Here is a 13,524-nt window from a genome sequence, read left to right as displayed (position 1 = left end):
CCCGGGCGATCTCGCGGTCCTCGTCACCTCGCGTTCCCTGAGCCCCCGTGCCCAGCGCCCCGTGCCCCCGGGCGGTACCTCCCGCCTGCCCGACCCTTCCGGGAGATCCCCGATCCCACCGTCAACGCACCCGTCCCGGTGTCTGACCAGCGCGGACGGCGGTCGACCGGCTGGAAAATCGCGGGTGGCGCGGAAACGTTCTCTGTACGTTGTAGGGGTGCGCGAGCGCACGATCAGCGCTTTCGCTCCTTCTTCCGAACCCACCGAGGCACCCACGTGTTCCTGACGATCAGCACCACCGGCACCCCCGCACGTCCTGCCACCGACCTGGGCTTTCTGCTGCACAAGCATCCCGACAACGCGCAGGCGTTCTCCACCTCCTACGGCAAGGCCCACGTGCTCTATCCCGAGGCCGATGCCGAGCGCTGCACCGCGGCGCTGCTGTTGGAGGTGGACGCCGTGGCGCTGGTCCGGCGCGGCAAGGGCAAGGGCCGGGGCGGTGCGCCGGACGCGGCTCTCGCGCAGTACGTCAACGACCGTCCCTACGCGGCGTCCTCGCTGCTCGCGGTCGCCCTGAGCGGTGTGTTCTCCAGCGCGATGCGGGGCGTGTGCGCGGCGAAGCCCGAACTCCCTTCGCAGCCAAGGCCGTTGCGCGTGGAGGTGCCCGCGCTGCCCGCCCGTGGCGGCGTCGACCTCGTACGCGGCCTCTTCGAGCCGCTCGGCTGGGCCGTGAGCGCCGAACCGGTGGCTCTCGACCCGGAGTTCACGCAGTGGGGCGACTCGCGGTATGTGAGCCTGGTCCTGGAGGCGGAGACGCTCACCGTCGCCGAGGCCCTGCGTCATCTGTACGTCCTGCTGCCCGTCCTCGACGACGCCAAGCACTACTGGGTCTCCTCCGACGAGGTCGACAAGCTGCTGCGCGCCGGTGAGGGCTGGCTGTCCGAGCACCCCCAGCAGAAACTGATCACCAGCCGTTACCTCTCCCGCCGGTGGTCGCTGACCCGGCAGGCCATGGAGCGGCTGGAACTGGTCCGGCTCGCCGAGGCAGACGACAGCGAGGTCGACGAGATCGACAACGCGGTCGCGCCGGAGGCCGAGACGGAGGAGCGCCCGACCCCGCTGGCCGTGCTGCGCCGCGAGGCGATCGTCACGGCGCTGACGGAGTCCGGGGCCGCCCGGGTCCTCGACCTCGGCTGCGGCCAGGGCCAGTTGGTGCAGGCACTGCTGAAGGACCCGCGCTTCACCGAGATCGTCGGCGTCGACGTGTCGATGCGCGCGCTCACCATCGCCTCCCGCCGGCTGAAGCTGGACCGCATGGGCGAGCGGCAGGCCTCTCGCGTCCGGCTCGTCCAGAGCTCGCTCGCCTACACCGACGCCCGCCTCAAGGGCTACGACGCCGCCGTGCTGAGCGAGGTGATCGAGCACCTCGACCTGCCCCGGCTGCCCGCCCTGGAGTACGCGGTGTTCGGGGCGGCCCGCCCGCGTACGGTCCTGGTGACGACGCCGAACGTCGAGTACAACGTCCGCTGGGAGAGCCTCCCGGCAGGTCACGTCCGGCACGGTGACCACCGCTTCGAGTGGACCCGCGAGGAGTTCCGCGGCTGGGCGGCCACCGTCGCCGAACGGCACGGCTACGCCGTCGAGTTCGTCCCGGTCGGCCTGGACGACCCGGAGGTCGGACCGCCCACCCAGATGGCCGTTTTCACCCTGAGCAGCGTGACCGAGAAGAAGGAGGCGAAGGCAGCATGACCGACACCCAGGTTTCCCCGGAGCAGGGCCGTGTACTGCCCGTCACCGACCTCTCCCTCGTCGTCCTGATCGGCGCGTCCGGGTCCGGCAAGTCCACCTTCGCCCGCCGCAACTTCAAGTCCACCGAGATCATCTCCTCCGACTTCTGCCGAGGTCTGGTCTCCGACGACGAGAACGACCAGAGTGCGACCAGGGACGCCTTCGACGTCCTGCACTACATCGCGGGCAAGCGCCTCGCGGCGGGCCGGCGCACGGTGGTGGACGCCACCAGCGTGCAGCCGGACGCCCGCCGCCAGCTGGTCGAGCTGGCGAAGCAGTACGACGTGCTGCCCATCGCCATCGTGCTCGACGTGCCGGAGGAGGTGTGCGCCGAACGCAACGCGGCCCGCACCGACCGCGCCGACATGCCCCGCCGGGTCATCCAGCGCCACACCCGCGAACTCCGCCGCTCACTGCGCCATTTGGAGCGCGAGGGCTTCCGCAAGGTGCACGTCCTGCGAGGTGTCGAGGACGTCGAGCACGCCTCGGTCGTCACCGAGAAGCGCTACAACGACCTGACCCACCTCACCGGCCCCTTCGACATCATCGGCGACATCCACGGTTGCGCCTCCGAACTCGAAAGCCTGCTCGGCAAGTTGGGGTATGCCGACGGAGTCCACCCGGAGGGCCGGCAGGCCGTCTTCGTCGGCGACCTGGTCGACCGGGGACCGGACAGTCCGGGCGTCCTGCGCCGCGTGATGGCGATGGTCAGGTCGGGCAACGCCCTCTGCGTGCCCGGCAACCACGAGAACAAGTACGGCCGCCACCTGCGCGGCCGCAAGGTCCAGCACACCCACGGCCTGGCCGAGACCATCGAGCAGATGGAGAGCGAGAGCGAGGAGTTCCGCACCGAGGTACGGGAGTTCATCGACGGCCTCGTCAGCCACTACGTCCTCGACGGGGGCCGGCTCGTGGTCTGCCACGCCGGTCTGCCGGAGAAGTACCACGGCCGCACCTCCGGCCGTGTCCGCTCGCACGCGCTGTACGGCGACACCACCGGCGAGACCGACGAGTTCGGCCTGCCGGTGCGCTACCCGTGGGCGGAGGACTACCGGGGCCGTGCCGCGGTCGTCTACGGCCACACGCCCGTCCCGGAGGCCACCTGGCTGAACAACACCATCTGCCTGGACACCGGCGCCGTGTTCGGCGGCAAGCTGACCGCGCTGCGCTGGCCGGAACGCGAGCTGGTCGACGTACCGGCGGAGCAGGTCTGGTACGAGCCGACGAAGCCGCTGCGCTCCGAGGCGCCCGGCGGCCACGACGGCCGTCCGCTGGACCTGGCGGACGTGCACGGCCGACGCATTGTCGAAACCCGTTACGAGGGTCAGAACCGTGTCTCGATCCGGGAGGAGAACGCGGCCGCGGCCCTGGAGGTCATGAGCCGCTTCGCGGTGGACCCGCGGCTGCTGCCGTATCTGCCGCCGACGATGGCCCCCACGGCCACCTCGCACGTCGAGGGCTACCTGGAGCACCCGGTGGAGGCGTTCGCGCAGTACGCGCAGGACGGTGTCGCCCGGGTCGTGTGCGAGGAGAAGCACATGGGCTCGAGGGCGGTGGCCCTGGTGTGCCGGGACGCGGAAACAGCGCGTAAGCGTTTCGGCGTGGACGGCCCCACCGGATCCCTCTACACCCGCACGGGCCGGCCGTTCTTCGACGACGAGAGCGTGACGGAGGAGATCCTCGGCCGGATCAGGACGGCGGTGGACGAGGCGGGCCTCTGGTCGGAGCTGGCCGCACCCGACAGCGCCTCCGGCACGGTGGACTGGCTTCTGCTGGACGCCGAGCTGATGCCCTGGTCGCTGAAGGCCTCGGGGCTGCTCCGCTCGCAGTACGCGGCCGTGGGCGCCGCGTCCCGCGCGGTCTTCCCGGGCGCCCTGTCCGCACTGGAAGGCGCGGCGGCGAGGGGCGTCGACGTCGGCGACCTCCTCTCCCGCCAGCGTGAACGGGCATCGGACGCGGCCGCGTTCACCGAGGCGTACCGCCGCTACTGCTGGCCGACGGACGGCCTGGACGGCGTACGGCTGGCCCCGTTCCAGATCCTCGCGGTGCAGGGCCGCAGCCTCGCCGACCTGCCCCACGACGAGCAGCTGTCGCTCCTCGACCGGCTGGTGGAACACGACAACACGGGCCTGCTCCAGACGACCCGGCGTCTCTACGTCGACACGGCCGACCCCGAGTCGGTCCAGGCCGGCGTCGACTGGTGGCTGGAGATGACGGGCCGAGGCGGCGAGGGCATGGTCGTCAAGCCGCTGGGCGCCCTGGTCCGAGGGGGTGCGCCCCCCTCGGGCGACGCCGGGAGCGGGGGAGGGCAGGGCCGTCTGGTCCAGCCCGGCATCAAGTGCCGGGGCCGCGAATACCTGCGGATCATCTACGGCCCGGAGTACACCCGCCCCGACAACCTCACCCGCCTGCGCGGCCGCTTCCTCAACCACAAGCGGTCGTTGGCGATCCGCGAGTACGCCCTCGGCCTGGAGGCCCTGGCGCGCCTCGCCGAGGGCGAGCCGCTGTGGCGCGTCCACGAAGCGGTGTTCGGCGTACTGGCCCTGGAATCGGAGCCGGTCGACCCGCGACTGTGACCGGAACGACGACGGGCTCGACGCGGCGAGCGTGCGCCGGGCCTACCGGCACACCGGTCCGCCGGAACCGGAGACGGGAGGACGGGAGGACGGGGGCGGGCGTGCCGACGGGAAGGCCCTGCGGCTCGACCCGACCCGTGGCGCCGCGGCTCCGCCCCCGCCCGGCGTCCGGGAGTGCGCGCTGCGGCTCCGCCCCCGCCCGGCGGGCGGCGGTGGCGCTGGGGCTCAGCCGACGAGTCGCAGCGCCGCCTCCGCCCGCCCCACCCGTACCCGCTGCCCCCAGGTCAGTTCCACCGCGTCGCTCTCGATCCCGTCACCGAAGGCGATGAGCCGTTCCGACTCGACGGTGAGGGTCAGCCGGCTGCCGGCCGCGAGCTCGCCGGCGACCAGCGAGGTGCCGGTCGCCGGCGACGGCCAGGCCTCCCGGACGAACCACACCAGCCGGTCCTCCGTCGGACCCGGAAGGCGCGGGCCCACGTCACTCCCGCCCCCGCCACCACGTCCGCCACCGCCGCCCCGCTCCTGCCACACCGACCGGATCCAGCCGGTCGCCCCGGTGCCCGTGCCCACCAGTACCCCGGAGGAGGCCTGGGCCTCGACGGCACCCCCGTCGTCGTCGAGGCCCAGACGGTAGCGGGCGGTCTGGTGTCCGGCGGCGCCCAGATAGATCTCGTTGAGCGCCAGCAGCCGCTGGGTGTCGTCGGCCACCGCCTCCACCATGGTCAGCCCCTGCGAGCCGGTGCCCGCCGCGAACACCGAGGGCAGGAGCAGCCGGGCGTCCGCGGGGCTGTGGCGGACCAGGACGCCCGGGTTGCGGCCGGGGTCGGTGTCGATGCCCACCACCGGCTGCCCGGCCAGGTACTTGGCGACGTTGGCCACCAGCCCGTCCTGGCCGACCACGACCACCACGTCCTCGGGTGCGAAGAGGAAGCGGTCCAAGTCGGCCCGCTCCACGTGTGTCTGACGCCAGGTCAGCGGAATCGCGGCCGTCACCTCCGCCATGGCCCGCCTGGTGCGCCGGTGGCGTTCGGCGACCTCCTCGATGTCCCGGCCCCTTGAGGAGAGGAAGAAGGCGGCCTGGCCGTGGGTGCCGTGCCGGGCCACCAACTCCTCGTACTCCGTGGTGCGGTGGACCAGTACGGCCCGTGGGGCGAGACTCATTCCCGTTCCTCGCCGCCGAGCCTCGACAGGAGACCGGTGAGGACGTCCGGAGAGATCGTCACGCTGTCGATGCGTGGCAGGTTCTCGGCGAGACGGGTCCGGGTGAGGGCGTGCAGGGTCGCCACGTCGACGTCGGCGTGTACGCGCAGCCACGCCGCCTGGGCCTGGGCCCGCGCCTCGCCGACCTCGCGCGCCGCCTGCGCCTCGGCGTGGGCGAGCTGGACCGTGCGCGCCGCCTCCGCCTGGCTCAGCCGTTCGGTGCGCTGTGCCTCGGCATCCGCCAACCGCACCTGCTTCGCGGCCCCGGCCTCCGCCAGCTTCACCGCCCGCGCGGCTTCCGCCTCCGCGAGCCGTACGGACCGGGTGGCCTCCGCCTCGGCCCGCACCTTGTCCGCCGCCGCGTTCTCCTCCGCCTCGCGGCGGGTGTTCGTGCCGCGCTGCTCGACCAACTGCTCCTCACGACGGGCCAGTTCGATCTTGCTGGCCAGCTCGTTCTCGGCGATCGTCCGCTCCCGCTCGACGGCCACCGCCCGCCGTTCGTACGTCGCCCGGTCGGCCTCCTGCTGGATCTGCTCACGTGCCGGGGTGCGCAGCGCCCGCTCCACCTCCGGTTCCGGACGCAGCGCGACGACCCGTACGGCCACGATCTCGATGCCCGTGGCCGGCAGTCGCGGCTCCGCCGCCAGCCCCGCCGCGACCCGCTCCCGTACCGACTTCACGCCGTCCACCAGCGCCGACGCCAGCGACGTCCGCGCGAGGACGTCCAGTGCGTGCTGCTGCGCCGTCTCGGTGAGCAGGGTGCCGAGTTGTTCCAGGGGCGCGCTGCGCCACACCCCGGTGTCGGGGTCGATGGAGAAGTCGAGGCGGGCGGCGGCGACAGCCGGGTCGCTGATCCGGTAAGTCACCGTCGCCTGCACCGCCACGTCCTGGAAGTCGACCGTGCGGGCATGGAAGGTCATCGCCAACTCACGGTCGTCCACCGGTACTTCGGAGAGTGCCGCGCTCAGTGAGCGGAACCAGAAGCTGAGCCCGGGGCCGTCGTGCGCGAGCGTGCCGGAGCGGTGGTGGCGCACGTGCGCCGTCGGGGCGCCGCGCAGATGGCGCCAGCCGAGGCGCCGGGTGATGTCGGCCATGAGAGGCCCCCCTCGTCATTTCTCGTCAGTGCGACGATAAAGAAACGATAGTCGCCCGTTCCTCTTGTCGTCAAGGGGACGAGAAAGGCTGGAGGGCGGAGGGAGGTCGACGGGAAGGGCGGAGGGAGGGGGAGGAAAGCGGGAAGGGGGGAACAAGCTCGCGCGGAAACGGTCCAGTAGGGGGTGAAGCCGGTCTCCGGTGGTCAGGATGGAGACATGGGATTCCATGTCGACTCCGAGGCCGGGCGGCTGCGCCGCGTCATCCTTCACCGGCCGGATCTCGAGCTCAAAAGGCTCACCCCCAGCAACAAGGACGCACTTCTCTTCGACGACGTGCTGTGGGTGCGCCGGGCGCGCGCCGAGCACGACGGTTTCGCCGACGTGCTGCGCGACCGCGGCGTCGCCGTACACCTCTTCGGCGACCTGCTCACCGAGGCGCTGGAGATCCCGGCGGCCCGAGCGCTCGTCCTGGACCGTGTCTTCGACGAGAAGGAGTACGGGGTGCTCGCCACCGACCACCTCCGTGCCGCCTTCGAGACGCTCCCCGCCCCGGAGCTGATGGAGGCCCTCGTCGGGGGCATGACCAAGCGGGAGTTTCTGGAAGCGCATCCCGAACCGACTTCCGTGCGCTTCCACGTCATGGACCTCGACGACTTCCTCCTCGACCCGCTGCCCAACCACCTGTTCACCCGTGACACCTCCGCCTGGATCTACGACGGTGTCGCGATCAACGCCATGCGCTGGCCGGCCCGGCAGCGCGAGACCGTCCACTTCGAGGCGATCTACCGGCATCACCCCCTCTTCCGCGGGGAGCCGTTCCGCGTCTGGTCGGAGGGGCAGGCCGACTATCCGTCCACGATCGAGGGCGGCGACGTCCTCGTCATCGGCAACGGCGCCGTGCTGATCGGCATGAGCGAGCGCACCACCCCGCAGGCCGTCGAGATGCTCGCCCACAAGCTGTTCGCGGCGGGCTCGGCCGAGACCATCGTCGCCCTCGACATGCCGAAGCGGCGCGCCTTCATGCACCTCGACACCGTCATGACGATGGTCGACGGCGACACCTTCACCCAGTACGCGGGCCTCGGGATGCTCCGCTCGTACACCATCGAGCCGGGCGTCGGCGAGAAGGAGCTGAAGGTCACCGACCATCCGCCGGAGCACATGCACCGCGCGATCGCCGCCGCCCTCGGCCTGAGCGAGATCCGGGTGCTCACCGCCACCCAGGACGTCCACGCGGCGGAGCGTGAGCAGTGGGACGACGGCTGCAACGTCCTCGCCGTCGAGCCGGGTGTGGTCGTCGCCTACGAGCGCAACGTCACCACCAACACCCATCTGCGCAAGCAGGGCATCGAGGTGATCGAGATCCCCGGCAGCGAGCTGGGCCGGGGGAGGGGCGGGCCGCGCTGTATGAGCTGCCCCGTCGAGCGGAGTGCCGTATAGGCGTACGGACGGGCGTACGGGTGCCGCTCGGGTGTCTGTATAAAAATGTTGAGTATCGTATAGACTTCCGGGCGTCCCTGTCACCGCAGTCCCGTGCACCGCGCACTGCACTCTTCACCGCACTTCTGGAGCGACCCCATGGCGACAGTCCCGACCGCCCTCGCCGGCCGCCACTTCCTCAAGGAGCTGGACTTCACCGGCGAGGAGTTCCGCGGCCTGATCGAGCTGGCAGCCGAGCTGAAGGCCGCCAAGAAGGCCGGGACCGAGGTGCAGCATCTGCGCGGCAGGAACATCGCCCTGATCTTCGAGAAGACCTCGACGCGCACCCGTTGCGCGTTCGAGGTCGCCGCCGCCGACCAGGGCGCCTCCACCACCTACCTCGACCCGTCCGGCTCCCAGATCGGCCACAAGGAGTCGGTGAAGGACACCGCCCGCGTGCTGGGCCGGATGTACGACGGCATCGAGTACCGCGGGTCCAGCCAGGAGAAGGTCGAGGAGCTCGCCGCCCATGCGGGCGTGCCCGTCTTCAACGGCCTCACCGACGACTGGCACCCCACCCAGATGCTCGCCGACGTGCTCACGATGACCGAGCACTGCGCCAAGAATCTCGTCGAAGACGGTTTCGTCCTCGCCTACCTCGGCGACGCCCGCTTCAACATGGGCAACTCCTACCTGATCACCGGCGCCCTGCTCGGCATGGATGTCCGGATCGTCGCGCCCAAGGAGTACTGGCCCGGCGACGAGGTGATCGCGCGGGCCCGCAAGCTGGCGGAGGGCTCCGGGGCCACGATCCTGCTCACCGAGGACCTCGCCGAGGGCGTCACGGGCGCAGATTTCGTCGCCACCGACGTGTGGGTCTCCATGGGGGAGCCCAAGGAGGTCTGGGACGAGCGGATCGCCGCCCTCGGCCCGTACGCCGTGACCATGGACGTCCTGCGCGCCACCGGCAACCCGGACGTCAAGTTCCTGCACTGCCTCCCGGCCTTCCACGACCTCGGCACCAAGGTCGGCCGCGAGATCCATGAGAGCCACGGCCTGGACTCCCTCGAGGTGACGGACGAGGTGTTCGAGTCGGCCCACTCGGTCGTCTTCGACGAGGCGGAGAACCGGCTGCACACGATCAAGGCCGTGCTGGTGGCGACACTCGCCTGAGCGGGCGGCCCGGATCCACGGCCGGATCCGCGGACCTGCGGGACGTGGGAACCGCACGCTCCGCGGGCGCACGCTCCACGTCCGTCACGGGCGCCGCGGCCCCCGGGTCCCGGCGCGCGGCACGCCCGTAGGGAGCCGGCCGTCCGACGTCACGCCGGGTGCGGCCGCCACTGCTGCGGGACGGCGGACAGCCTGAACCACACCGCCTTGCCCTGCTCGGTGGGCCGGTGCCCGCAGGACGAGCTGAGCGTGCGGACGAGCAGCAGCCCGCGCCCGTGCTCCTGCCAGGGGTCGGGCTCCTCCCCGGAAGGGTGAGTGAGATCGCCGGGCGGCACCGGGTCGGGATCGTGCACCTCGACCCGGCAGCCGGTCGGGCGCAGCTCCACCACCAGCTCTATCGGGGCGTCCCCGGCGGTGTGCTCCACGGCGTTGGCCACCAGCTCGGCGGTGAGCAGCTCCGCGGTGTCGCTGTCCGCTCCGTGCTTCAGCTCGGCCAGCGCCGTGCGGACCAGCGCACGGGCCACCGGCACGGCCGCGGCGGAGTGCGGCAGCGCGATACGCCAGGAGGCGGGCGGCTCGGAGGGGCGTTCGTGCAAGGCGAGTCCGTTCATGGCGCAGGGTCCGGTGATCGACATCAGGCGGTCCTGCTTTCAACTTCAGGAATGGTACGGCGGCCTCCGGCAGAGGCGCTCGTCGGGCGCCGTACGGGACCTTCGGCCCCTGCCGGCGGCTTACCCGCGTCAACGGTCTCTCTCGCGCGCCTGATCCCGTTGTTACCGCGTTATCGACGACCGGTGACGTGTGTGACGAGAACATGCCGTGCGGTGACACAGTGTTTCTTCCCGGCGGCTCTATCGCGTACTCATGACGACAGTCACCAGAAGGTGATAACTTCGGGGGTGACTGTCGAGGAGGCCGCCCTCATGAGTCCCTTCACCGGCTCCGCCGCCCGCACCTCCGACTGGCACCACCTGCGCGTCGAGCGCACCGACGGCATCGCCACCGTCACCCTGGCCCGTCCCGAGAAACTCAACGCCCTCACCTTCGGCGCCTACGCCGACCTGCGCGACCTGCTCGCCGAGCTGTCCCGGGAGCGGTCGGTCCGCGCCCTGGTACTGGCCGGCGAGGGCCGCGGCTTCTGCTCCGGCGGAGACGTCGACGAGATCATCGGCGCCACCCTTGGCATGGACACCGCCCGACTCCTCGACTTCAACCGGATGACCGGCCAGGTCGTGCGCGCCGTACGGGAGTGCCCGTTCCCGGTCATCGCGGCCGTGCACGGCGTCGCGGCGGGCGCCGGCGCGGTCCTCGCGCTGGCCGCCGACTTCCGGATCGCCGACCCCAGCGCCCGCTTCGCGTTCCTCTTCACCCGCGTCGGCCTCTCCGGCGGCGACATGGGCGCCGCCTATCTGCTGCCCCGGGTCGTGGGCCTCGGCCACGCCACCCGGCTGCTCATGCTCGGTGAACCGGTCCGCGCCCCCGAGGCCGAACGCATCGGCCTGATCAGCGAACTGACCGACGAGGGCCGGTCCGACGAAGCCGCCCAGGCACTCGCCCGCCGCCTGGCCGACGGACCCGCACTGGCTTACGCCCAGACCAAGGCGCTCCTCACGGCGGAACTCGACATGCCCCTGGCCGCGGCGGTGGAACTGGACGCCGCGACCCAGGCCCTGTTGATGAACGGCGAGGACTACGCGGAGTTCCACGCAGCGTTCACGGAAAAGCGGTCTCCGAAGTGGAGGGGACGGTAGGCGTGGCGGCCGACGTGCGGACATCCTCCCCGGGGGCGCGGGACAGTGACAGCGGCGGCTCCGCCGCGCGGGAGCGACCGGCCACCACGCGCCCGCAGCCGCCCGCGTCGACCAGCCACCCCCTGCGCGTCGCGATCGTCGGCGGCGGCCCCGGCGGCCTCTACGCCGCGGCCCTGCTGAAACGCCTCGACCCCGCCCGGGAGATCACCCTCTGGGAACGCAACGCCCCCGACGACACCTTCGGTTTCGGAGTGGTCCTCTCCGACGAGACCCTCGGCGGCATCGAACACGCCGACCCGCAGGTCTACGCGGCCTTCCAGCGGGACTTCGTCCGCTGGGACGACATCGACATCGTGCACCGCAACGCCCGGCACACCTCCACCGGACACGGCTTCGCCGCCCTCGGCCGGCGCAGGCTCCTGGAGATCCTGCACGAACGCTGCCGCTCCCTCGGCGTCCACCTGCGCTTCCGCACCGAAGCCCCGGCCCCCGCACGGCTCGCGGAGGAGTACGACCTCGTCATCGCCGCCGACGGTGTGCACAGCACCACCCGTGAGGCGTACGCCCGGGTGTTCCACCCCCGGGTGGACGGTCACCGCTGCCGCTACATCTGGCTCGCCGCGGACTTCGCCTTCGACGCCTTCCGCTTCGAGATCGCCGAAACGCCCCACGGAGTGATGCAGCTGCACGGATACCCCTACGCCGCCGACTCCTCGACCGTGATCATCGAGATGCGCGAGGAGGTCTGGCGGGCAACCGGTTTCGACGAACTCGACGAACGGGAGTCGGTCGAGCGCTGCGCCAAGATCTTCACGGACGCCCTCGGCGGACGCCCTCTCACGTCCAACAACTCCACCTGGACCACGTTCCGGACCGTCGTGAACGAACGCTGGTCCCACGGCAACGTCGTCCTGCTGGGCGACGCCGCCCACACCGCCCACTTCTCCATCGGCTCCGGCACCAAACTCGCCGTCGAGGACGCCCTCGCGCTGGCCGCCTGCCTGCACGAACACCCGGATCTGCGTACGGCGTTGACCGCCTACGAGGAGGAGCGCAGGCCCGTCGTCGCCTCCACCCAGCGGGCCGCCCGCGCCAGCCTGGAGTGGTTCGAGAACATCGGCCTCTACCTCGACCAGCCGCCCCGCGCGTTCGCCTTCAACCTCCTCACCCGCAGCCGCCGCGTCACCCACGACAACCTCCGTCTGCGCGACCCCCACTTCACCGAGGCCGTGGAGCGGGAGTTCGGCTGCCCGCCCGGCACACCCCCGATGTTCACCCCGTTCCGGCTGCGCGGCCTGACCCTGCGCAACCGGGTCGTCGTCTCACCCATGGACATGTACTCGGCGGCCGACGGCCTGCCCGGCGACTTCCACCTCGTCCACCTCGGCGCCCGCGCCCTCGGCGGGGCCGCCCTGGTGATGACCGAGATGGTGTGCGTGTCACCCGAGGGACGCATCACGCCCGGCTGCACCGGCCTCTACACCGATCGCCAGGCCGACGCCTGGCGGCGCGTCACCGCCTTCGTGCACGAGCGGGCGCCGGGTACCGCGATCGGTGTCCAACTCGGCCACTCGGGGCGCAAGGGCTCGACCAAGCCGATGTGGGAAGGCATGGACGAACCACTGCCCGACGGCAACTGGCCGCTCGTGGCCGCCTCCCCGCTGCCGTACAAACCGGGCGGCCGGCTGCCACGCGAACTCAGCGGAACTCAACTCGCCGACATCCGACGTGAGTTCGTGGTCGCCGCCGAGCGTGCCGTCCGGTCCGGTTTCGACCTGCTCGAACTGCACTGCGCCCACGGCTACCTGCTGTCCGGCTTCCTCTCCCCGCTGACCAACCGCCGCACCGACGCCTACGGGGGCTCGCTCGGCGCGCGACTCCGCTTCCCGCTGGAGGTCTTCGACGCGGTCCGCGCGGTATGGCCGGCGGAACGACCGATGACCGTCCGTATCTCCGCCACCGACTGGGCCGAGGGCGGCACTTCGGCCGACGACGCCGTCGAGATCGCCCGTGCGTTCGCCGCGCACGGCGCCGACGCGATCGATGTGTCGACCGGCCAGGTTGTGGCCGAGGAACGGCCCGAGTTCGGACGCTCCTACCAGACGCCGTTCGCCGACCGGATCCGGCACGAGGTGGGAGTGCCGGTGATCGCGGTCGGCGCCATCTCCTCCTGGGACGACGTCAACTCGCTGATCCTGGCAGGCCGTACGGACCTCTGCGCCCTCGCCCGGCCGCACCTCTACGACCCGAACTGGACCCTGCACGCCGCCGTCGAGCAGGGCTACACCGGACCGGGCGTCGACTGGCCCGCCCCCTACCGGGCCGGCAGCCGCCCCCCGCGCACCGGACGCTCGGACACGCCCAAACCGCGTCTGACACTCACCAGTTGAGGGAACAGCCGGAGGCCGTTCCGGAAGCCGGCCCGGCGGAAAGATGGGAAGCCCGGCCCGGCAGGAACCAGGAAGCCCGGCCCGGGAAGCGCGCCGGGCTCCGGTTCGGAGGCCGTCGCGGCCGAGGCCGCCG

Annotated in this window: 9 protein-coding genes; 6 read left to right on the top strand and 3 right to left on the bottom strand. The window is 71.6% G+C overall.

Annotation, left to right across the window (positions count from 1 at the left end):
• The first annotated feature begins 276 nt into the window (after window positions 1–276).
• Entirely contained in the window at window positions 277–1,749 is a 1,473-nt protein-coding gene (locus OG440_RS08740; RefSeq protein WP_406006272.1) for a 3' terminal RNA ribose 2'-O-methyltransferase Hen1, read from the top strand.
• On the top strand, window positions 1,746–4,364 hold the full coding sequence (locus OG440_RS08735; protein ID WP_406006271.1) for a polynucleotide kinase-phosphatase: 2,619 nt from the start codon (window positions 1,746–1,748) through the stop codon (window positions 4,362–4,364). Before OG440_RS08740 ends, OG440_RS08735 begins: the two co-directional genes overlap by 4 nt.
• Before the next feature lie 225 nt (window positions 4,365–4,589).
• Here OG440_RS08735 and OG440_RS08730 read toward each other — a convergent pair whose 3' ends face one another.
• A complete protein-coding gene (locus OG440_RS08730) occupies window positions 4,590–5,525 on the bottom strand; it encodes a hypothetical protein (protein ID WP_406006270.1) in 936 nt (311 codons plus the stop codon).
• A complete protein-coding gene (locus OG440_RS08725; RefSeq protein WP_406006269.1) occupies window positions 5,522–6,658 on the bottom strand; it encodes an SPFH domain-containing protein in 1,137 nt (378 codons plus the stop codon). Before OG440_RS08725 ends, OG440_RS08730 begins: the two co-directional genes overlap by 4 nt.
• A 216-nt stretch (window positions 6,659–6,874) precedes the next feature.
• Here OG440_RS08725 and OG440_RS08720 point away from each other — a divergent pair, with 216 nt between their 5' ends.
• The gene (locus OG440_RS08720; RefSeq protein WP_406006268.1) at window positions 6,875–8,098 is read left to right on the top strand and encodes an arginine deiminase; all 1,224 of its coding nucleotides are present in this window, start codon (window positions 6,875–6,877) and stop codon (window positions 8,096–8,098) included.
• A 138-nt stretch (window positions 8,099–8,236) separates the two neighbouring features.
• Window positions 8,237–9,250 carry an ornithine carbamoyltransferase gene (gene argF, locus OG440_RS08715; protein WP_406006267.1) on the top strand — a complete coding sequence of 338 codons (1,014 nt, stop codon included), beginning with the start codon at window positions 8,237–8,239 and terminating at the stop codon, window positions 9,248–9,250.
• Window positions 9,251–9,399: 149 nt separating this feature from the next.
• Here the strand turns inward: argF and OG440_RS08710 are convergent, their stop codons facing one another.
• The gene (locus OG440_RS08710) at window positions 9,400–9,861 is read right to left on the bottom strand and encodes an ATP-binding protein (protein WP_406011297.1); all 462 of its coding nucleotides are present in this window, start codon (window positions 9,859–9,861) and stop codon (window positions 9,400–9,402) included.
• A 312-nt stretch (window positions 9,862–10,173) separates the two neighbouring features.
• Between OG440_RS08710 and OG440_RS08705 the strand changes: the two genes are divergently transcribed.
• Both OG440_RS08705 and OG440_RS08700 read left to right on the top strand, forming a co-directional pair.
• Window positions 10,174–11,001 carry an enoyl-CoA hydratase family protein gene (locus tag OG440_RS08705; RefSeq protein WP_406006266.1) on the top strand — a complete coding sequence of 276 codons (828 nt, stop codon included), beginning with the start codon at window positions 10,174–10,176 and terminating at the stop codon, window positions 10,999–11,001.
• A 2-nt stretch (window positions 11,002–11,003) separates the two neighbouring features.
• Window positions 11,004–13,391 (top strand): bifunctional salicylyl-CoA 5-hydroxylase/oxidoreductase, encoded by a 2,388-nt coding sequence (locus tag OG440_RS08700; protein ID WP_406006265.1) that lies wholly within the window; start codon window positions 11,004–11,006, stop codon window positions 13,389–13,391.
• Window positions 13,392–13,524 lie beyond the last annotated feature (133 nt).

This window comes from Streptomyces sp. NBC_00637 (assembly GCF_045161545.1).
Classification (GTDB): domain Bacteria; phylum Actinomycetota; class Actinomycetes; order Streptomycetales; family Streptomycetaceae; genus Streptomyces.
The sequence above is the reverse complement of the archived record's forward strand: the minus strand, read 5'-3'. Positions and strand labels throughout refer to the sequence as shown.

Excerpts from the sequence above, each read along its gene's own strand:
- OG440_RS08730 (WP_406006270.1), bottom strand. The coding sequence starts at position 5,525 with ATGAGTCTCGCCCCACGGGCCGTACTGGTCCACCGCACCACGGAGTAC.
- OG440_RS08710 (WP_406011297.1), bottom strand. The coding sequence starts at position 9,861 with ATGAACGGACTCGCCTTGCACGAACGCCCCTCCGAGCCGCCCGCCTCC.
- argF (WP_406006267.1), top strand. The coding sequence starts at position 8,237 with ATGGCGACAGTCCCGACCGCCCTCGCCGGCCGCCACTTCCTCAAGGAG.
- OG440_RS08735 (WP_406006271.1), top strand. The coding sequence starts at position 1,746 with ATGACCGACACCCAGGTTTCCCCGGAGCAGGGCCGTGTACTGCCCGTC.
- OG440_RS08720 (WP_406006268.1), top strand. The coding sequence starts at position 6,875 with ATGGGATTCCATGTCGACTCCGAGGCCGGGCGGCTGCGCCGCGTCATC.
- OG440_RS08705 (WP_406006266.1), top strand. The coding sequence starts at position 10,174 with ATGAGTCCCTTCACCGGCTCCGCCGCCCGCACCTCCGACTGGCACCAC.
- OG440_RS08725 (WP_406006269.1), bottom strand. The coding sequence starts at position 6,658 with ATGGCCGACATCACCCGGCGCCTCGGCTGGCGCCATCTGCGCGGCGCC.